Origin of the sequence: Streptomyces sp., assembly GCF_019510245.1 — a bacterium.
Lineage (GTDB): Bacteria > Actinomycetota > Actinomycetes > Streptomycetales > Streptomycetaceae > Streptomyces.
Genome location: NZ_JAEKKT010000054.1, coordinates 1 through 19,991, shown reverse-complemented (window position 1 = coordinate 19,991; position 19,991 = coordinate 1). Strand labels below are relative to the sequence as shown.

13 protein-coding genes and 4 pseudogenes are annotated in these 19,991 nt (G+C 69.9%); 2 read left to right on the top strand and 15 right to left on the bottom strand.

From position 1 onward, the window contains the following. The 5 genes from JF597_RS02405 to JF597_RS02385 all read right to left on the bottom strand — a co-directional run. On the bottom strand, positions 1 to 789 hold a 789-nt coding region (locus JF597_RS02405), incomplete at its 3' end, for a CoA ester lyase (RefSeq protein ID WP_293987946.1). Further along, complete coding sequence (locus JF597_RS02400; protein WP_293987943.1) at positions 786 to 2,834, bottom strand: protein meaA; 2,049 nt, start codon at positions 2,832 to 2,834, stop codon at positions 786 to 788. The genes JF597_RS02405 and JF597_RS02400, both read right to left, overlap by 4 nt. Before the next feature lie 17 nt (positions 2,835 to 2,851). Next, positions 2,852 to 4,195, bottom strand: coding sequence for a crotonyl-CoA carboxylase/reductase (gene ccrA / locus JF597_RS02395; RefSeq protein WP_293987941.1), 1,344 nt, complete (start codon positions 4,193 to 4,195; stop codon positions 2,852 to 2,854). A 586-nt stretch (positions 4,196 to 4,781) separates the two neighbouring features. Continuing rightward, positions 4,782 to 5,597 (bottom strand): TetR family transcriptional regulator, encoded by an 816-nt coding sequence (locus JF597_RS02390; RefSeq protein ID WP_293987938.1) that lies wholly within the window; start codon positions 5,595 to 5,597, stop codon positions 4,782 to 4,784. A gap of 136 nt (positions 5,598 to 5,733) precedes the next feature. After that, on the bottom strand, positions 5,734 to 7,539 hold the full coding sequence (locus tag JF597_RS02385) for a 3-hydroxyacyl-CoA dehydrogenase family protein (protein ID WP_293987935.1): 1,806 nt from the start codon (positions 7,537 to 7,539) through the stop codon (positions 5,734 to 5,736). Between the two features lie 380 nt (positions 7,540 to 7,919). Between JF597_RS02385 and JF597_RS02380 the strand changes: the two genes are divergently transcribed. Beyond that, complete coding sequence (locus tag JF597_RS02380; protein WP_293987932.1) at positions 7,920 to 8,495, top strand: adenylosuccinate lyase; 576 nt, start codon at positions 7,920 to 7,922, stop codon at positions 8,493 to 8,495. On the opposite strand, the gene JF597_RS02375 is transcribed toward JF597_RS02380, so the two are convergent. The 4 genes and pseudogenes from JF597_RS02375 to JF597_RS02360 all read right to left on the bottom strand — a co-directional run bounded on the left by JF597_RS02375 (position 8,482) and on the right by JF597_RS02360 (position 14,718). Beyond that, entirely contained in the window at positions 8,482 to 9,027 is a 546-nt protein-coding gene (locus JF597_RS02375; protein ID WP_293987929.1) for a GNAT family N-acetyltransferase, read from the bottom strand. The two genes, JF597_RS02380 and JF597_RS02375, sit on opposite strands and share 14 nt — an antisense overlap. A 107-nt stretch (positions 9,028 to 9,134) precedes the next feature. Further along, positions 9,135 to 10,703 carry an alpha/beta hydrolase gene (locus tag JF597_RS02370; protein ID WP_293987927.1) on the bottom strand — a complete coding sequence of 523 codons (1,569 nt, stop codon included), beginning with the start codon at positions 10,701 to 10,703 and terminating at the stop codon, positions 9,135 to 9,137. Positions 10,704 to 10,854: 151 nt separating this feature from the next. Further along, positions 10,855 to 11,199: pseudogene (locus JF597_RS02365) on the bottom strand (radical SAM protein); the annotation flags it as partial. An 828-nt stretch (positions 11,200 to 12,027) separates the two neighbouring features. Continuing rightward, a complete protein-coding gene (locus JF597_RS02360; protein WP_293987924.1) occupies positions 12,028 to 14,718 on the bottom strand; it encodes an RICIN domain-containing protein in 2,691 nt (896 codons plus the stop codon). A 326-nt stretch (positions 14,719 to 15,044) separates the two neighbouring features. Between JF597_RS02360 and JF597_RS02355 the strand changes: the two are divergent. Next, positions 15,045 to 15,194 (top strand): annotated as a pseudogene (locus JF597_RS02355) (IS5/IS1182 family transposase); the annotation flags it as partial. On the opposite strand, the pseudogene JF597_RS02350 reads toward JF597_RS02355, so the two are convergent. The 6 genes and pseudogenes from JF597_RS02350 to JF597_RS02325 form a co-directional block, all read right to left on the bottom strand. After that, positions 15,177 to 15,443: pseudogene (locus JF597_RS02350) on the bottom strand (hypothetical protein); the annotation flags it as partial. The pseudogenes JF597_RS02355 and JF597_RS02350 sit on opposite strands and share 18 nt — an antisense overlap. Positions 15,444 to 15,755: 312 nt before the next feature. Next, positions 15,756 to 16,115 (bottom strand): annotated as a pseudogene (locus tag JF597_RS02345) (alcohol dehydrogenase catalytic domain-containing protein); the annotation flags it as partial. A 148-nt stretch (positions 16,116 to 16,263) separates the two neighbouring features. Further along, a complete protein-coding gene (locus JF597_RS02340; protein ID WP_293987921.1) occupies positions 16,264 to 17,169 on the bottom strand; it encodes an amidohydrolase family protein in 906 nt (301 codons plus the stop codon). A gap of 38 nt (positions 17,170 to 17,207) precedes the next feature. Next, complete coding sequence (locus JF597_RS02335) at positions 17,208 to 17,555, bottom strand: L-rhamnose mutarotase (protein ID WP_293987918.1); 348 nt, start codon at positions 17,553 to 17,555, stop codon at positions 17,208 to 17,210. After that, entirely contained in the window at positions 17,552 to 19,573 is a 2,022-nt protein-coding gene (locus tag JF597_RS02330; protein WP_293987915.1) for a hypothetical protein, read from the bottom strand. Before JF597_RS02330 ends, JF597_RS02335 begins: the two co-directional genes overlap by 4 nt. A gap of 8 nt (positions 19,574 to 19,581) precedes the next feature. Then, positions 19,582 to 19,991, bottom strand: a 410-nt coding sequence (locus JF597_RS02325) for an ABC transporter permease subunit (protein WP_293987912.1), incomplete at its 5' end; no start/stop codon positions are given.

Below are 19,991 nucleotides of genomic sequence, written 5' to 3'. Positions count from 1 at the left end.
GACCTGGCCCGGGTGCAGCACCCACTTGCCGTCGAAGCCGAGCGCCGCGGCACGCCGGGCGACCTCGCGGTAGCCGTCGATGTTGCGGATCTGGAGGTAGGGGCCGTCGATCGCCTGGAGGTTGTTGGCGCGGGCCGCCATCAGGATCTTCATCAGGATGTAGTGGTAGGCGTCCGCCGGGTAGCCGGGCGGCTGCTCGCCCACGACCAGCGACTTCATGTTGATGGACGCCATGAAGTCGGCCGGGCCGAAGATGATCGTCTCGACGCGCTGGGACGCGGTGGCGATCTCGTTGACGTTGTTGAGGCCCTGGGCGTTCTCGATCTGCGCCTCGATGCCGATCTTGCCGACCTCGAAGCCCATGGTCTTCTCGATCTGGGTCAGCAGCAGGTCCAGCGCGACGACCTGCTGGGCCGTCTGCACCTTCGGCAGCATGATGCAGTCAAGGTTCTGCCCGGCGCCCTCGACCACGGTCACGACGTCACGGTACGTCCACTCGGTCGTCCAGTCGTTGACCCGCACCACGCGCGTCTTGCCGGTCCAGTCGCCCTCGTTGAGGAACTTGACGATGGTGTGCCGCGCCCCGGGCTTGGCGAGCGGCGCGCACGCGTCCTCCAGGTCGAGGAAGACCTGGTCCGCCGGGAGGCCCTGCGCCTTCTCCAGGAAGCGGGGGTTCGAACCGGGTACGGCCAGGCAGGAACGCCGCGGGCGGAGCCGGTTGACAGCAGGAAGGTGTGCGGCGGAGCCGCTCGTTGGAGGGGTGGTGGCGGGCGACGGGCGGGCGGTCATGCGGGGACCTCCAGGGGGTCGAGCTTGTTCGCTTTCCGGATCTCGTCGACGATGCGGCCGATGATTCCGGTGATGTCGAAGTCCTTCGGGGTGAAGACCGCGGCCACTCCGGCTTCCCGCAGTTGCTCGGCATCCCCGTTCGGGATGATGCCACCGGCGATCACCGGTATATCTGTGGCACCGGCCACACGGAGTCGTTCCAGGACGTCCGGGACCAGCTGGGCGTGCGACCCGGAGAGGATCGACAGGCCGACCGCGTGCACGTCCTCGGCCAGGGCCGCGTCCACGATCTGCTCGGGGGTGAGCCGGATGCCCTGGTAGACCACCTCGAAGCCGGCGTCCCGGGCGCGCACCGCGATCTGCTCGGCGCCGTTGGAGTGACCGTCGAGGCCCGGCTTGCCGACCAGGAAGCGGAGCTTGCCGCTGCCCAGGTCGCGCGCGGTCGCGTCCACCCGGGCCCGCACCTCGGCCAGCGCCGAGCCCGGCTCGACGGGGACCGCGATCGGAGCCGAGGAGACCCCGGTGGGTGCCCGGAACTCGCCGAACACCTCCCGGAGCGCGCCCGCCCACTCGCCGGTCGTGACCCCGGCGCGGGCGCACTCCAGGGTGGCCTCCATGAGGTTGTCGGTGCCCTTGGCGGCCTCCTTCAGCCGCTCCAGGGCCTTGCAGGGCCGCGGGTGGTTGAACGGCGGCTGGTAGCGGGTGTCGCGCCAGTGCCCGATCGCCTCGACGACCCGGGCCTCGACCGCCGGGTCGACCGTCTGGATCGCGGTGTCCAGGTCGGCCGTGAGCGGGTTCGGCTCGGTGGTCTCGAAGATGTTGACGCCGACGATCTTCTCCTGGCCGGACTCGATCCGGCCCCGCCGCTCGGCGTGCGAGGCCACCAGCTGCGACTTCAGATAGCCGGACTCGACGGCGGCCATCGCGCCGCCCATCTCCTGGATCCGCTCCATCTCCGCGAGCGAGTCCTCGACCAGCTGGGCGACCTTCGCCTCGATGACGTGCGAGCCCTCGAAGATGTCGTCGTACTCCAGCAGGTCGCTCTCATGGGCGAGCACCTGCTGGATGCGCAGCGACCACTGCTGGTCCCAGGGCCGCGGCAGGCCGAGGGCCTCGTTCCAGGCGGGAAGCTGCACGGCACGCGCGCGTGCGTCCTTGGAGAGCGTCACCGCGAGCATCTCCAGCACGATCCGCTGGACGTTGTTCTCCGGCTGCGCCTCGGTCAGCCCGAGGGAGTTGACCTGCACGCCGTACCGGAACCGCCGCTGCTTGGGGTCCTCGATGCCGTACCGCTCGCGGGTGACCTGGTCCCAGATGCGGCCGAACGCGCGCATCTTGCACATCTCCTCGACGAACCGGACGCCGGCGTTCACGAAGAAGGAGATGCGGGCGACGACGTCGCCCATGCGCTCCTGCGGCACCTGGCCGGAGTCGCGCACCGCGTCGAGGACGGCGATCGCGGTGGACATCGCGTACGCGATCTCCTGGACCGGCGTGGCGCCCGCCTCCTGCAGGTGGTAGCTGCAGATGTTGATCGGGTTCCACTTCGGGAGGTGGGAGACCGTGTACGCGATCATGTCCGTCGTCAGGCGGAGCGAGGGCCCGGGCGGGAAGACGTGCGTCCCCCGGGACAGGTACTCCTTGACGATGTCGTTCTGGGTCGTCCCCTGGAGCTTGGTGACGTCCGCGCCCTGCTCCTCCGCGACGACCTGGTAGAGCGCCAGCAGCCACATGGCGGTGGCGTTGATCGTCATCGAGGTGTTCATCTGCTCCAGGGGGATGTCCTGGAACAGCCGGCGCATGTCACCGAGGTGCGAGACGGGCACGCCCACCCGGCCGACCTCGCCGCGGGCGAGGATGTGGTCGGGGTCGTAGCCGGTCTGCGTCGGCAGGTCGAACGCCACCGACAGACCCGTCTGGCCCTTGGCGAGGTTGCGCCGGTACAGCTCGTTGGACGCCTCGGCCGTGGAGTGCCCGGCATACGTGCGCATGAGCCACGGCCGGTCCTTCACACGTGCCCCGTCGGCGATCTGACGCTCAGTCATCTATGACCTCGGGTGTCTCAGATGTTGCGGAAGCGGTTGATGGCGTCGAGGTGCTCGGCCCGCATCTCCCCGTCGCGCACGCCGAGGCCCTCCTCGGGAGCGAGGCAGAGGACGCCGACCTTGCCCTGGTGCAGGTTGCGGTGCACGTCGTAGGCGGCCTGGCCGGTCTCCTCCAGGGAGTAGACCTTCGACAGGGTGGGGTGGATCCTGCCCTTCGCGATCAGCCGGTTGGCCTCCCAGGCCTCGCGGTAGTTGGCGAAGTGCGAGCCGATGATCCGCTTCAGGGACATCCACAGGTAGCGGTTGTCGTACTCGTGCATGTAGCCCGAGGTGGAGGCGCAGGTGGTGATGGTGCCGCCCTTGCGGGTGACGTAGACGGAGGCGCCGAAGGTCTCGCGGCCGGGGTGCTCGAAGACGATGTCGATGTCCTCGCCGCCGGTGAGTTCGCGGATGCGCTTGCCGAAGCGCTTCCACTCGCGCGGGTCCTGCTCCTGCTCGTTCTTCCAGAACTTGTAGCCCTCGGCGTTGCGGTCGATGATCGCGTCGGCGCCCATGGCCCGGCAGATGTCGGCCTTCTGCGGCGAGGACACGACGCAGATCGGGTTGGCGCCGCCGGCCAGCGCGAACTGCGTGGCGTACGAGCCGAGCCCGCCGCTCGCGCCCCAGATCAGGACGTTGTCGCCCTGCTTCATGCCGGCGCCGTTGCGGGAGACCAGCTGCCGGTAGGCGGTGGAGTTGACCAGGCCCGGGGCGGCGGCCTCCTCCCAGCTGAGGTGGTCCGGCTTCGGCATCAGCTGGTTGGACTTGACCAGCGCGATCTCGGCGAGGCCGCCGAAGTTGGTCTCGAAGCCCCAGATGCGCTGCTCGGGGTCGAGCATCGTGTCGTTGTGGCCGTCGCTGGACTCCAGCTCCACGCTCAGGCAGTGCGCGACGACCTCGTCACCGGGCTTCCAGGCGTTGACGCCGGGGCCGGTGCGCAGGACGACGCCCGCGAGGTCGGAGCCGATGATGTGGTAGGGCAGGTCGTGCCGCTTGGCCAGCTCGCTGACGCGGCCGTAGCGCTCCAGGAAGCCGAACGTGGACAGCGGCTCGAAGATCGAGGTCCACACCGAGTTGTAGTTGACACTCGATGCCATGACGGCGACCAGGGCCTCGCCCGGGCCCAGCTCGGGCAGCGGGACCTCGTCGAGGTGGATCGACTTGCGCGGGTCCTTGTCGCGGGTCTCCAGGCCCGCGAACATGTCCGTCTCGTCCTTGTGCACGGTGATCGCGCGGTACGACTCGGGGAGCGGCAGGGCGGCGAAGTCGGCCGGCGTAGATTCCGGCGACTGGATCGCGTCCAGAATGGCCTGAGTGGTCACGGTGTTGCCTCCGGCGATGCTTGCGCCCCTCGAGGGAAGGGGCGCTGAGGGTTACGTCGGTGCTGCTGAGGGTTTTGGGAAAGATGCCGTCGGTTCGGCGGGGTGGTGCTCCGGCAGCGCTTTGTGGCGCGGGAGGTTGCCTGTGACGCAGGCGTCCGGCGGGGGAGCTGGTGGGCTCTCCGGGACAGGCCGGACACCCTCAACGTATGACACCGCGTGTCAGGCGGCAAGGCACTGAGTGCCAGAAATCGCTCTCAGATGAAATCTTTACGTAACAAATGAGCGATGATCGATCAAACCTACCGACGAGTAGGGGAAAATGGCCCGTCTTGCGGGAGACGTCCGAATGTCGGGGCCGGACTGTGAGGCGTCGATCACGCGAACGGTGTGACGCATGCGTCAGCGCGTGCCGACGTCGGCGTCGGCGGCCGGGTTGCCGGGCGCTGGGGCCCGTGAGGGGGGAGACGCACGGCGGCCTGGCAGCACTTTTCGGCCCGGGCCGCGGTCACCCACTCAGCCCGTCCGGCGTTTGAGGACGAGCGGCGGAGCCGCGGTTCTGTGACCGCGACCCACCCCTACCGTCTCTTTACGACCGCTCCTTCAGCGCCTGCTCGATCGTGCGCATCACCTCGTCCAGAGGCGCGTCCGTGCGAGCGACCGTCACCAGCACCTCACCCTGCGACGCGACGGAAGCCGGCGCGGCCGGGCGAGGCGCGGCCTCTCTGCCCGCCCCGATCCCGTTCCCGAACGTCTTCCGTACGATCGCGAAGGCATGGTCCAGCTGGAGCTCGACGTCCCCCTGGCCACCGGCCCGCAGCCAGCGCCGCAGCACGTGGTTGTGGGCGGTGACCACCGCCGACGCCGCGACCTCGGCCAGCAGCGGGTCGTCGTTCGCGTCGTCCGCGTGGGCGTGCTCGTCGAAGTGGCCGAGGAGATAGCGGGTGAAGAGACGCTCGTAGCGGGCCACCGACGCGATCTCCGCCTCGCGCAGGGTGGGTACCTCGCGGGTGAGCTTGTAGCGGGCGACCGAGATGTCCGGCCGGGCCGCGTACATCTTCATGACTTCCTTGATGCCGCGGCACACCGTGTCGAGCGGGTGCTCGTGGGCCGGAGCCGCGTTCAGCACGGCCTCGGCGCGGATCAGCGTGTCGTCGTGGTCCGGGAAGATCGCCTCTTCCTTGGAGCGGAAGTGGCGGAAGAAGGTGCGGCGGGCGACCCCGGCCGCGGCCGCGATCTCGTCGACGGTGGTCGCCTCGTACCCCTTCGTCGCGAAGAGCTCCATCGCGGCGGCCGCCAGCTCCCGGCGCATCTTGAGCCGCTGGGCCGCCGCGCGGCTGCCCGCGGCGCTCTCCGGCGCGTCGGGCGTGGCGGGGGTACGTGAGGACTTGGCGGGCTGGGACATGACCCGAACGTACTGCATGTGCGCAGCTCGATGCGCAGGTCCGGGGTTTCCCCCGCCCGCGAAGGGCGGGGGACCGTCAGTGGGGTCGAGCAGTCCGCCCCAGTCCTTCTCGTCCCGGAACCAGTCGCCGACGCCGTCAGCGGCGGGCATATTCGCGGAAGCCACGGCCGGTCTTGCGGCCGAGGCAGCCCGCGGCCACCAGGTGCTCCAGGAGCGGCGCGGGCGCGAGGCCCGGGTCGCGGAACTCCCGGTGCAGCACCTTCTCGATGGCGAGGGAGACGTCCAGGCCGACCACGTCCAGGAGCTCGAACGGGCCCATCGGGTAGCCGCCGCCGAGCTTCATCGCCGCGTCGATGTCGTCGAGGGACGCGTAGTGCTCCTCGACCATCTTGATCGCGTTGTTGAGATACGGGAACAGCAGCGCGTTCACGATGAAGCCGGCCCGGTCGCCGCAGTCGACCGGGTGCTTCCGGATGCGGCCGCAGACCTCGCGGACGGTCGCGTGGACGTCCTCGCCGGTCAGCACGGTACGGACCACCTCGACCAGCTTCATGGCCGGCGCGGGGTTGAAGAAGTGCATCCCGATCACGTCCTGCGGACGCGAGGTGGCGCGGGCGCAGGCGACGACCGGCAGCGAGGAGGTGGTGGTGGCCAGGACCGCGCCCGGCTTGCAGACCTTGTCCAGGGTCTGGAACAGCTGCCGCTTGACCTCCAGGTCCTCGGCGACCGCCTCGACGGCCAGGTCGACGTCCGCGAAGGCGTCGTACGAGCCCGCCGGGGTGATCAGGTCCAGGGTCTGCGCGGCCGCCTCGGCGGTCATCCGGCCCTTGCCGACGGAGCGGTCCAGGGACTTGCCGATGCGGGCCTTGGCCGCCTGCGCCTTCTCCTCGCTGCGGGCGGCGAGGACGACCTCGTACCCGGCCTTGGCGAAGACCTCGGCGATCCCGGAGGCCATGGTGCCGGAGCCGGCGACGCCGACCGAGCGGACCGTACGGCCCGGGGTGAGCGCGGCGCCGTCCAGCGGCGTGAGCGCGTCCCGGACGACGGTGGCGCTGCCCGGGGCCTCGTAGGAGTAGAAGCCGCGGCCCGACTTGCGGCCGGTCAGGCCCGCCTCGCTGAGCTGCTTGAGGATGGGTGCCGGGGCGTGCAGGCGGTCGCGGGACTCGGCGTACATGGCCTCCAGGACCGTACGCGCCGTGTCGATGCCGATCAGGTCCAGCAGGGCCAGCGGGCCCATCGGCAGGCCGCAGCCGAGCCGCATGGCCGCGTCGATGTCCTCGCGGGAGGCGTACTTCGCCTCGTACATCGCGGCGGCCTGGTTGAGGTAGCCGAACAGCAGCCCGTCCGCGACGAACCCGGGGCGGTCGCCCACCGCGACCGGCTCCTTGCCCAGCTCGATCGCCAGGTCGGTGACGGCGGCGACGGCGCCCGGCGCGGTGAGGACCGAGGAGACCACCTCGACCAGCTTCATCGCCGGGGCAGGGTTGAAGAAGTGCAGGCCGAGGACGCGCTCGGGGCGGGCCGAGTCGGCGGCCAGCCGGGTCACGGAGAGCGCGTTGGTGCCGGTGGCGAGGATGGTCTCGGGGCGGACGATGCCGTCCAGCTCCCGCAGGACCTGGTGCTTGATGTCGTACGACTCCGGGACCACCTCGATGACCAGGTCGGCGTCGGCGGCGGCCGACAGGTCGGTGCCGGTGCGGACCCGGCCGAGGATGCCGGCGCGCTCCTGCTCGGTCAGCTTGCCGCGGGCCACGGCCCGGGCGGTGGAGGCCTCCAGCGCGGCGACGGACCGGGCGGCCTGGGCCTCGCCGACGTCGATGCCGATCACCTGGCGGCCGGCCCTCGCGAGGACCTCGGTGATACCGGCACCCATGGTGCCGAGGCCGACGACGGCGATCGTCTGGAGCGGGGACAGGGAAGGGTCGGACTGGGGAGTGGCCATCGCGGGACTCCAGGAATGAGGGTGACGACTGGAAACGCGCCCGGGTGCGCCGAGCGGCGCACCGGGTGCGGAGAGAGCTGCGTGAATGCGGGTGGTGCCGGGCTGCGAGCGCACACGCCCGGTGCTGCCGCCACGGGCGCGCACACGCCCGGCGGCGGATTCCGACCGGCCCTGTCCCGGAGCCGGGCCGGACCTGCGGTACCGAAGTACCGAACCGACCTTCGTACTCACGGCGGCTGCGTCACCAAACCGGCGTGAGCGGTAGTGCGAGTGGGTGACACTCGCTCGATTGAGCTTAACCGGCGGGTAACGAGCGCGCCAGCCCCCCGACTTTGTGATGTACGTCCCTCGCCTGCCGCAGCCCCTCTACGCTGGGCTTCGTGGACGAAGAGTTGCGATCACTCACGGAGCGTCTGCGGCGGGAGTCGCAGGGGACGGCCGCCTTCGACCGGCTCCTGGCCACCGAGGACGAGGACGCACTGGCGGAGGTGCTCACCGCGACCGGACAGCCCTTGTGGGCCAGGGAGCTGGCGGCGTTCCGGCTGGGGACGGCCGGCGACCGGCGGGCCTTCGAGACCCTGGTCCTCCTCCTCAACCACCGCGACCCACCCCGCTGCGCCTCCGCCGCCTACGCCCTCGCCCGCCTCCAGGACCCGCGCACCGCCCGAGCGGCCGCCGCCCTCGCCACCAACGAACTCCGCGTCGCCTACGCCCTGCACCCCGTCCGTCTCCTGGCCGAACTCCGTGCCCCGGAGTCCGTCCCCGCCCTGATCACCACCCTGGAGCGCCGGCTGCGCCCGCACGATCCCTACCGCAAGGTCGCCCTCGCCTGCGTGGACGGCCTCGGCGCCCTCGGCGACACCCGCGCCCGCCGGGTCCTGACCGAGGCCCTGGCCCACCCCGCCCTCGCCGAGGCGGCGGTCCAGGCCCTCGCCCGCATCCCTAGGCAGAGGTGACGCCGAGCTCCCTGACGTACCGCACCTCGGGCACCGGCACCCCGTCGACCTCGTACGGCTCCTCGACGCCGTCGGCCGCGAAGCCGGCGATCTCGTAGAACCGCCGGGCGCGCGCGTTCTCCCTCAGCACCCACAGGTACAGGCACGGGTGCCCGGCGCACTGCTCGAGGACCGCCGCGAGCAGCGCCCGCCCGGCGCCCGTGCCGAGGTGTGCCGCGTCCACGTAGAGGGCGTACAACTCGGCGTCGGCGGTGCGCACTTCACCGTCCCGGTACGGTCCGTGCGCCGCCCACCCCACGATGGTGCCGCCCCGCTCGGCGACCAGCTCCGTCACGGCGTCCCCGCGGTCCCGGAACCGGGACCGCCGCCGCTCGGCGTCCCGCTCGACACTGAGTCCGTCCAGGAAGGACTGCGGCATGAGGCCCCGGTACGCGTACTGCCAGCCCCGGACGCGGATCTCCGAGACCCGCTCGCAGTCGGCGAGCGCCATCGGCCGGACGCGCAGGGCAGGCGGGAGCGAGGTGTCGTCCATGACGGCACCCTAAGGAGCGGACGGCTCCGCCCGCCCGTGATTCGGCGTCAGCCGGCCACCACCGACCACGGGTCCGACAACGCCCCCGACGGTACGTCGGGACCTGCTCAGCGACGGAATCCCAGCAGCCCGTGCAGGGTCGAGCCGCGGGACGACGTCGAGGCCGCCTTGGTGGTGAGGGGTTTCGGGTCGGGGGTCTTCCTGCAGACCGCGTCGACGGTGCCGGTGCCGTGCGGGACCGTGCCGTCGGTCAGGTAGGCGGCGAGGCGGGTGTCCAGGCAGGTGTTGCCGCTGAGCGTGATGCCGTGGTTGCCGCCGCCCTGCTCGACGACCAGGCTGGAGCCGGCCAGCAGGCGGTGGACCGTGACGCCGCCCTGGTAGGGAGTGGCCGCGTCGTCCGTCGCCTGGAAGAGGAGGACCGGCGGGAGCTTCGCGTTGGCGATGTTCGGCGGCTTGAGCGCCTTCGTCGGCCAGGACGCGCACGCCGCGTTGTACCAGGCGTTGTTCCAGACCATGAACGGCGCCTTCGCGTACGCCGCCCAGTTGTCCTTGCGCCACTGGTTCCAGTCCCGCGGCCAGGAGGAGTCCCGGCACTGTACGGCGGCGTAGACGCTGTAGCCGTTGTCGCCGGAGGCGTCGACGGCGGCGAAGTTCTGGTACGCCTCCACCAGGGCCGCCGTCTTCCTGCCGTTGACGTAGGCGGAGAACGCGTCGGCCAGGTAGGGCCAGTAGCCGTTGTAGTAGCCGCCGGGGATGAAGGTGTCCTCCAGTTCGGAGGCGCCGACCTTTCCGCCGGCCGGCTTCTTCGCCAGCGCGGCCCGCATGGCGTACCACTTGGCCTCGACCTTCTTGGGGTCGGTGCCGAGCCGGTACGTCGAGTCGTACTTCGCGATCCAGGCCATCAGGGCGCGCTGGCGGTCGTCGAACGCGTAGTCCTGGCTCAGGTTGTCGTCGTACCAGACGCCCGTGGGGTCGACGATCGAGTCCAGGACCAGGCGGTGGATCCGGTCCGGGTGCAGCTTCGCGTAGACCGCGCCCAGATAGGTGCCGTACGAGTAGCCGAAGTAGCTGATCCGCCGGGCGCCGAGGGCCTGGCGGATCGAGTCGAGGTCCTGTGCGGCGTCGACCGTGTCGAGGTACGGCAGCAGGTTCGCGTACTTCCTTCCGCAGGCCGCCGCGAACGACCGCACCCGCTTGAGGTTCGCCTGTTCGAGGGCGGGGGTGGCCGGGACCGAGTCGGGGCGCACCGGCTTGAAGTAGCCGGGCGCGCAGTCGATCGACGGGCTGCTCCTGCCGACGCCGCGCGGGTCGAAGCCGATGACGTCGTACTGGGCGGCCACCTTCTTGGGCAGCGTGGACGCCACGAAGCCCGCGAGGGCCAGCCCGCTGCCGCCGGGACCGCCGGGGTTGACCAGCAACGGCCCCTGAGAGGCCGACGCGGTGTGCGGGACGCGCGAGAGGGCCAGCGTGATCTGCCGCCCGCGCGGGTTGCGGTGGTCGAGGGGCACCCTGACCGAACCGCACTGGAGTGTCGGGTAGTCGGTGGTGCCGCACTTCTTCCAGGTCACCGGGGAGGCCTGGACGGGGGCTCGGGCGGCGGCGGTCGCGGGCAGGGCGGTGAACGAACCGGCCACGACGGCGGCGACGGCGCACAGCACGGCTGCGCGTGTTCGCATGGGTCCTCCCAGGACGGAGGGGAGCGGACCGCACGTGCCACGGTCCTCGCCGCATCGTCCCGGAAACGGGAGCCCAAAGAACACTTTCTGACGATTAATGACCCAATTGGTCCGAGGGTTGCGCCCGAACGCCACCCGGCCCGCAGGTCGGTCAGAGCAGGGTGAGCTGGGTCGGCTCCGTCGGCACCGGCTCCTCCTCCGCCGCCGGTACCGGGATCCGGCGGGCGGTGCCGGTGCGGTTCGGCCCGATGCCGTACTCCTCGGCCGGCTCGTGCACCTGACGGGTGACCCGGCGCTGGTACCACTTGGGCGCGTAGGCGCCCTCCGCGTAAAGCCGCTCGTAGCGCCGCACCAGGTGCGGGTGGTGCGCCCCGAGCCAGCTCATGAACCACTCGCGGGCACCGGGCCGCATATGCAGCACCAGGGGCGTCACCGAGGTGGCCCCGGCCGCCGCGATCGCGCGCACGGTGGCCCGGAGCTGGGCCGGCTGGTCGCCTGCCGAACAGGCCGAGCGGCCTGTTGAAGGGGTCGTAGGAGACGTGGCGGAGGCCAGCTGGGATGTTGGTGTGGCCGTTCTTCCGGAGCACGTTCTTCCTTTTCCGAGTGACAGGCGACCAGCGTGGAGTAGAGGTCCAGGACCAGGCCGGGAAGTTCTTGTCCGCCGGCCCGAGCGGCAGGTATGCCCTCGCCGGTCTCGGCGGCCCGCATCCAGGCGACTCCCCGGGCCGAAGCGCGGGCCGCTCGCAGCGAAGGGAGTGCGGCCTCGTCGGTGTCGGCGAGCAATCGCCAAGCCGTGGGCGTGGGGCGACCGGGCCGAACACCTCGCCCTGGTCCTGCAGCACGGGCAGATCCGCGATCGCCTCACCGCCGTCGGCGAGCATCACCACGAGATCGGTGGCGACCCGGCCCGGGTCGTGCCCGGTCCCGCGCGGCCGAAGCGGCCTGAGAGCGGGCGGAGTACGCGGCGGTCAGCGCGGTGGCATCAGCAAGATCCGCCAGCAACCGTGCCCCGGCATGCCCGACCGCCCCCGAACCATCGGCGCTGACACGAACCTTGGGACGCAACCCGATGGCCTGCACGTAGAAGGTGCCCTCCGCCCGGACCGACAGAGCCCCTCAGAAAGGTTCATCGTCCAGGTCAGGAAGGCACTTTCGTGTTTCCGCCTCAAAGCCGGCCGTACCCGAGTGAAACGGCGAGGTAAGGGGGCCGCAGATATATCCCAGGTACCGCCCGCCGTGCGGCGTGGCCGGTGCGTGGGGACGGTGGGGCAGGGAGGCCGTCGCCCCCTGCCCCACCGTCTGCCGACCTGCGTCGGTCACCCTGTCACTGGATCGTCCAAGCCTGGTTGGACTGATTCAGGGGCATGTACTGATCGATGGTGGCCCCGTTCCCGGTCGAGCCGTTGCTCACCTCCAGGACCTGCTTGCTCTCGAAGTTGCGGATCAGGTATCCACCGCTGGTCGGTTCGAAATACCACAGCTGGTTGTTGCTGCCGTTGTAGGTGCTCTGCTGCAGCGCGGTGCCCCTCCAGTGGCTGGCCCAGCCAAGGTCGAGGACCTTGCCGCTGTTCCTGTTCACGATCTTGTCGAGCTGCCCGCTGACCGGAACGATGGTCCACTGCTGGTTGGCGTTGCCCGAGTTCGGCCACTGGATGACGCTCGCGCCGTCGGCGGTGGATGCACCGTTGACGTCCATCACCAGGCCGCTGTTGACGTTCTTGATCGAGTAGTAGGTCGACGGGTTGGTGTTCGGCGTGCCGGTCGAGTCCTCCAGCGCCCCGCCCGCCCGCTGCACAGCGAAGTCCGTGATGAAGAAGTACGCCCCGTCGGTCTTGGCGACGCGGACGTAGCGGAAGGCCTGGCGGACGTTGATGTCACCGGTGAGGGTGGCCGCGAGCGGCAGGGTGCTGGTCTGGCGTCCCACGACGGTGTACGTGGCGAAGGACGGGTCGTTGGACACCCGGACCTCGAAGTTGCCCCGGGTCGAGGACTGGTCCAGGTCCTGGCGGGTGGTCAGGGAGAACTGTCCGAGCTGGTAGGCCTGCCCCAGGTCGACCTGCCACCAGGCCGAGGTGTCGCTGCCGGTCGGCGACCAGCCGGTCGTACCGTCGTTGTCGACGGCCTTGGAGGCCGGCGTGTTCGAACCGTAGACCGACGACGCGGACGCCGGCTTGTTGTAGGCGAGGTTGAGCTTCGCCGTCAGCCCCTGGTAGGCGGACTCGAGACCGGAGGCCTTGATGACCGAGTCGCCGGACGTCGTGTTGTTGGTGAGGGTGACGTTGGAGCCGTTGGCGTTCTGGTTGATGAAACCGTCCGTCTGCGACAGCACGTTGTTCGAAAGGGTCATGTTGTTCGACCCCTCGTCCGTGTAGAGGCCGGCCACGGCATTGCCGCAGGCGGTCGGCGTTCTCAGCACGTCGTGGATGTAGTTGCCGTTGATGACGGTGCCCGGGTCGTTGGAGAGGTGATAGATGGCGGCGGAGTCGCAGAGCCGGTTCATCACGTTGCCGATCCGGTTGTAGCTGATGCTGTTGTTGCCTTCGGCGTTGGCCGCCGACTGCCAGCCCCAGCCCAGCGAGATCCCGGCCCACGGAGCGTCGGAGATGTCGTTGTGGTCGATGGTGGTGCTGTTGACGAAGCCCGCGTCGATGCCCGCGGTTCCGGGGTAGTCCTCACCGATCTGGGTGATCAGATTGTCCTTCACCGTGACGTTCTTGACCACCTCCCGGGCGTCCTCACCTGCCGGTGAGGTGGGCGGGTTGTAGATGGTGTGCATCTCCACGGTCGGGTCGGAGAACTTGCCGACCATGATTCCGTTGCCGGCGATGTCGTAGACGAGGTTGCCCGTCACGGTGCTGTCGTGTACGCCGTGGGACAGGTCGAGGGCCGTGGCCCCCATCTGTGTGAAGGTGTTTCCGGTGAAGGAGACACGGTCGGCGTCCGCCGCCTGGACCCCGGCCGGAGGGCGGCCCACGTACTGGTGGTTGGACGTGTCGGCGGAGAGGTTGTAGTTGCCGCCCTGGCCGTTGAGGTAGCCGTTGTCGGTCGCTTCCATCCAGGTGGTCCCGGTGAAGGTGATCCCGGAGAAGCGCAGGTCATGGACGGGACTGTCGAGGCTGGTGCCCTTGATGTCGAAGAGTGTCCTGATCGTGGGCGCCTGCACGGAGGCCGTGGACATGTCCTCGCCGGGGCGGGGCTTGTAGTAGACGGTCTGCGCGGCCGTGTCGACGTAGAACTCGCCCGGTTCGTTGAGGAACTCGTGGGCGTTCTCGAAGTGCAGGGGGGAGCCGTCGGAGAGCTGGGGCCAGGGGCGCGGGAAGAGGATGCCCGCCTCGTGGTCCTGGACCGACACGTTGGCGATGCCGTTGGCGGAGGTGAAGGACTTCAGCCGCAGGTAGCTCTCGCCCCACTGCGTCTCCAGCATCATCTCGACCTGGCTGAGGTGGTCCCAGTTGGAGACCTGCGAGCTGAGCACCTTCAGCAGCTTGTTGGGCTTGTCGCTGCCCTGGAGCTGGAAGTCCGTGCCGACGTCGGGGAAGCGGGCCCGCGTGGCGCGGACCCCGTTGACGTACAGCTGCCGGAAGTTGAGGCTGCCCACGGACGCCTTGTACTCGCCGTTGGCCGACGCGGTCCACCCGGTGATCGCCTTGCCACCGGTGATGACGGGCGTCTCCCCGTTGTAGGCCTGGTAGACGACCGTGTGGCCGTTCGTGCCCGAGTCGCTGGTGCCGAAGGCGATGGGGGCCGTGAGGGAGTAGGTGCCGCCACGCAGGTTCACGACGATGTCGTCGGACATGTTCGCGTTGACGGCCCGGACCGCGGCCTGGGCGGCCTGTACGGTCCTGAACGCTGCGGCTGTGCTGGTTCCCGAGTTGCTGTCGCTGCCGTTGACCGGGTCGACGTAGAAGTTCGTCGTCGCCGCGTAGGCAGGTTGGGCAGGCAGTACGGCTGCGAAGACGACAGCCGCCGCTGCGAGCGCCTTCACTGCTCCCGCTCCGATGCGTAGGGGTCTCATCTGTGGTGTTCCTCCTCCGAACCCCGCTACTTATAAGTGGCATTTATCGATGCAGGAGGGCGGACACGTCAAGGTGATAGGCATACTTATTTTTCTCGGCCGCAACACTGTCGACACAAGGAGTCGCCAGGTCTCGCCACGCAGAGCCAGATCGCTGCAGCTAGAGCGATTACTCGCCTTCGATCAACGATCACTGAACGGTGTGCGATCCGCCAAGTCTGGCGAGCCAACCTCAGTAAATGAGTAGTACTTATCGCTCGATCCTGTACCCGTGGCCCGTCGCCCGGACCGACGCCGGCGCCGTCTCTTAGAATTCGTAACAGGATGTGACAAAGGGTGAGCAGCCGCCGTGGATCGTGCCGGATGGGCTGTGGGCGGGCATCGAGCCGTTGCTGCCGGTTGTGCCGCGCCGAAACGATCACGCTGGCCGCAAGCGTCTGGACGACCGGAAGGTGCTGTCAGGCATCCTGTTCGTGCGAGGGCAGGCGGCCGTCACCGCTCGGGATGGGCACATCGGCCCTGATCAGGCCCCGCGTTCGCAGTTCGTCCCACAGGCCGTCGGGGATACGCCGGGCGTGGAGCTCCACGTTGCGGCGGCCCTGCTCGGGGTCGCGCTGGCGGTCCTGGGAGAGGAGGCCGGAGTTGAAGACGCCGACGGCGATGACGCTCTTGCGGTGTTCCTGGGCGGTGGGCAGGACGTCGTCGACTTCGACCTGCCTAAGTACCACCTGCGCGGCAAGATCGTCACGCGTACCGAGGGCCGCTACGAGTACCGGACCGTCGTGCCCGGGGTGGAGGCCTCGGCGGTGCCGGGCAGCCTGCTCGACGACCTCCTGCTCATGCTGGGACGGGCCAACGCGCGCGCGGCACATCCACGCGCACATCACCCACGACGACCATCACATGCTCACCCACCAGATCCACTTCGACGGCGATCCGCTCGTCGACACGGTCACCGAGGGTGCCATCGCACGGGAGCTGATCCACGAGACCGAGCCGCGCGAGGACGCCGCCGTGTGGGAAGCACGCGGTCTGAGCTGCAGGGCGCCGGGGGAGTCGATGCCGATGAAGTCCAGGTGCTGGCAGATGTGTTGGTGGCCGTTGCGGCAGGCCGGGCAGGTGTTGTCCCAGCGCAGCGGCATCACGGTGACCGCGTCGCCGGGGTGCCAGTCCTCGACGCCGGGTCCGACGCGGACGATCCGCCCGGCCATCTCGTGCCCCAGGACGGCCGGTGCGGCGACTCGGGCGTCCATGTCGCCGTGGAAGATGTGCAGGTCGGTACCGCAGATGCCGACATAGGCGGGGGCCAGTTCCACCTCTCGGGGGCCCGGTGGTGCGCTGTGGAACGCAGCGGTGTCGAGGGTGCGGGCGGAGAGGTATCGGGCGGCTAGTGCCAGGGGGCGGGGTCCCTTCGGTGCGGACCGGTGCCGACGGATGGCGAGTGGCTCGGCATCCATGGCGGTGAGCCCGGCGTGGGTTCGTACGGGTTCGTGCGGTGGGTGTGGCCTGCGGTGGTGGCCCTCGCCGCGGCAGGGGGGGGGCGGGTCAGGTCGTCGGGGCGGAGGTGTGACCGTCTCCGGCGACGGGGGCAAGGCCGTAGAACGCGCCGGCGGTGCCGGCCAGGAGGGCGTGGGCATCGCCCTCGCTCCAGCCGGTGAGCAGTTCGTCCACGGTGGCGGCCCACCGGTTCCAGCCGCCCGCCAGGTTGGCGACCGGCCAGTCGGAGCCGAACATCAGCCGGTCGGGGCCGAAGGCGGAGAGCAGCACGTCCCACACGGGACGGATGTCGGCGGTGGTCCAGCGGGTGTGGTCGGCCTCGGTGATCAGACCCGAGACCTTGCACATCACCTGCGGGTGCCCGGCCAGTTGCCGTATCCGGCGTTCCCAGTCGGCGATGTCCTGTCGGGCGACGTCCGGCTTGCCCGCGTGGTCGAGCACCTGGGGCAGGTCGGGGAAGCGTTCCGCGAGCCGGATCGCCTGATCGAGCTGATGGTCGCGCACCAGCACGTCGTAGCGCAGTCCGCGGTTCCGGGCCGCCCCCAATCCGCGTTCCACGTCGGTGCGTTGCAGCCAGTCGGGGTCCGTCTCGCCCTGGACGAGGTGCCGCAGAGAGCGCAAGTACACGCCGCCCGGCCCGCCGATCAGCCTGTCGAGCACGTCCCCGATCGCCGGGGACGTCAGATCCGCCCAGCCGACCACGGCCCGGATCAGCGGCTCCTGTTCGGCGAGTGCCAGCAGGTCCTCGGTCTCGGCGACCTCCGCGACGCACTGGACGACCACCGTGGCGTGCAGCCGCCGTCCCGCGATGGGGTGGGTGGCGGTGGAGCGCAGGTCCTCGGGGGTGAAGGTGCGGCGGATCGACGCCACGTCGGGGTCGTCGAGCCAGGGTTGCGGACGGCGGGAGAGGTCCCACAGGTGGTGGTGGGCGTCGACGAGCACGGATGCGTTCACTGGCTGATCCAAATCGGGTCGGTCGGGAGCGGGCCGGGTCAGGCGGTGGCGTCGTCGCCGGGCGGGTCGAGGTGCCAGACCTCGGGGAGTTCGCTCCACTGGCGGCCCTCGCCCCGGTCCGGCCAGGGCTCCTGGCACGGGTCGGTGAGCTTCCACCAGCGCTGGGTCTCGGGGTCGGCCTCGATGGACGCCATGTCCGCCTCGAAGTCCTCGCCGTGGTACTCCATGTAGGCGAAGAGCACGTCGCCGTGGAGGAAGATGCTGTAGTTGCGGATGTTCGCCCCGTGCAGGGCGGCTTCGACACCGGGCCACACGGCGGAGTGGAGCCTGAGGTACTCCTCGCGGTGCTCGGGGCGGAGCCTGATGGTCTGGGCGATGCGCTTCATGCCGATTCCCCTGTCGTGTCGGTGGAGTTGGGACCGTCGGCCACCATGTCGAACGGCGTGCGGTAGCTGGGAGTACGGGTGCGCAGCCCCAGCCGCAGCGTGAGCCGGACGCGCGTGGAGGCAGGCAGATGGACCGTCAAGAAAGATTCGTCACAAGGGAGTTGTTCTTCGGAGACCACCGGCTCGGTGTGGCCGTAGTCGTACATGTCCCCGATCCAGCCGTCGTCCGCGCAGGTCGTGTACCGGACGCCGGTGATGGTGTGCTCGGCGAACGCGCCCGCCTGGACGATGACGGTCCGGTCGGTGCCGGGGGAGAGGTTGACCAGTTCGACGGTGGTCGCCTCGGGGTCGATGGAGGTGACCAGGGCGGCGACGTCCGCCGGCAGGCCGGCCCGGTGGGCGTCGGCGTCGTGGTAGCGCAGCCGTGCCTGCTGCAGACCGCCTTGGTACATCACCTGAGGGCCACCCCAGGTCAGCTGCACCAGGGCCTCGGTGGCCACGGGGTTGCACTGTTGCCAGACGTGGATGTCGGCTTCGGGCACGTCCAGGTCGCGGAAACGGTCGATGCGCCGCAACCGGTGGCGGACCTGGGCCTGGGCGGTCGCGAGGATCCGTTCCGGGTAGCCGGGGTCGTCGCCGGCGAGGAAGGCGAACCACGCCTTCTCGTGACCGGACTCCTCCTTGGCCCGGAACGGCCGCACGGTGCGCCAGTCGATGCCGTCGGCCTCGCGCAGCCGTTCCAGCCGGGCGCGGTCGGCCTGAGAGGAGGTGTGGTGCCAGAGGGCCACCGGCACCGGGGGTGTTGCCGGGTTGTAGTCGAACCAGCCGGAGTCGTTGTGGCGGAACGGAAGGTGCACCGTGGGCGTGTGACGGTCCGGACCGAGTTCCACCGCCCACTTGGAGGGCAGGCTGGAGTCGGCCTCCGTGTGGGGCATGACCTTGCCGCGGTCGATGAGGGCGTCGAGTGAGGTCGCGACCATGGACAGGTAGTCGTCGTCCCCGGTGGCCGTCGCCGCCGCCAGTGCCGCCACGCAGGCCGCGTGACCCACGCTGTGCCAGCCGTGCGGCCAGGACCAGCCGTAGTGGCCGCCGTACCAGCGCCCCTCAAGCAGGCTGCCGACGACCCCGTCCGGGCCGACGTTGTCCGGGATCAGGCCGCCCTGTTCCCGGGTGCGCTCGCGCCAGGCGCCCACGTACTCGACGATCCAGTCCCGGTAGCGCTCCTCGCCCGACAGGATCCAGGCGTTGAGGACGAGGCCGGCCGCGGCGAGGTTGACCGCGGTGTCACCGACGCCCATCCGGTCCCGCATCTGGTCGCCCAGCCGCGGGTCCCTCGACAGCGGGAAGGAACCGTCGGCGGCTTCGGGCAACCAGTCGAGGGGGAAACCGTAGGTCTCCGCCTCCTTCAGCAGCCAGGGATACACGTCGCCGTCGAACAGACCGGTGCGCCCGGGGTCGCTGCCGTTGTGCGGGCGGGTGATGATGCGGTGCTCGGGGTCGTAGTTGCCCTTGGCGGGGTCGACGTACAACTCGGCGAAACGCAGGGCGCGCTCACGCCAGCGGTCGGGGGCGGCCATGCACAGGAAGTAGAGCAGGAGCAGGCTCTCGCCCTGGTGGAACCAGTCGTAGCCACGCTCGAACTCGTCGCGCAGCATGTCCAGTTCGGTCAACTGCCTGGTCACGCCCTCCCAGTGCCGCTCGCCGGCGGGCAGCAGGTCGTCGGCGCCGCCGAGGAGGTAGAGCTGGGGCCAGTTGAAGAAGACCTCGTAGAAGTCGTCCACACCGTCGCGGCTGGTGAGTGGGCCGTGGTAGTTCAGCCGGCCGTCGGGCCCGGTGAAGGCGTCTTCGAAGCGGCGCCAGGCGTGGTCGAGCAGGTCGAAGAGCGCGCGCTGGGCCACGGCCCAGCCGGGGGGATCGAGCAATGGCACCGCGGCCTGGATCTCGGGGAGCTCGGCAGCGGTGGGTCTGTCGTCGCCGGAGGCGTGGGGGTGGGGGTGGGGGTGGGGGCTGAAGGGCATGAGAGCGGTCACTCCTTGGTGGCGCCGGCGAGCATTCCGCTGACCAGGAAGCGCTGGGCGAAGAGAAACACGACGAGCACCGGTGTGATGGCCACCAGCGTCGCCAGTGCCAGTTGCGGGCGTTGGATCGCGAGGTCGCCGACGGTCGGGTTGAACGACGGCACATTGCTGAGCAGACTGCCGACGCCCACCTGGATGGGCATCTGGTCGCTCTCGGGGAGCATCACGTAGGGCAGGAAGTAGTTCGTCCAGTTGGCGACGAAACTGAAGAACCCGACGAGCGCGATGACGGGGGTCGCCAGTGGCAGGGCCACATGGCGGAAGACGCCGAACTCGGAGCAGCCGTCCATGCGTGCCGCGGCCAGAAGGTCCCTGGGCACGGCGGTGGTGAAGTAGATGTACGTCAGGTACACCCCGA

Coding starts and splice junctions, on each gene's coding strand:
- JF597_RS02400 (WP_293987943.1), bottom strand. CDS start 2,834: ATGACTGAGCGTCAGATCGCCGACGGGGCACGTGTGAAGGACCGGCCG.
- JF597_RS02375 (WP_293987929.1), bottom strand. CDS start 9,027: ATGGACGACACCTCGCTCCCGCCTGCCCTGCGCGTCCGGCCGATGGCG.
- JF597_RS02335 (WP_293987918.1), bottom strand. CDS start 17,555: ATGAAGCGCATCGCCCAGACCATCAGGCTCCGCCCCGAGCACCGCGAG.
- JF597_RS02390 (WP_293987938.1), bottom strand. CDS start 5,597: ATGTCCCAGCCCGCCAAGTCCTCACGTACCCCCGCCACGCCCGACGCG.
- JF597_RS02360 (WP_293987924.1), bottom strand. CDS start 14,718: ATGAGACCCCTACGCATCGGAGCGGGAGCAGTGAAGGCGCTCGCAGCG.
- JF597_RS02370 (WP_293987927.1), bottom strand. CDS start 10,703: ATGCGAACACGCGCAGCCGTGCTGTGCGCCGTCGCCGCCGTCGTGGCC.
- JF597_RS02385 (WP_293987935.1), bottom strand. CDS start 7,539: ATGGCCACTCCCCAGTCCGACCCTTCCCTGTCCCCGCTCCAGACGATC.
- JF597_RS02330 (WP_293987915.1), bottom strand. CDS start 19,573: ATGCCCTTCAGCCCCCACCCCCACCCCCACCCCCACGCCTCCGGCGAC.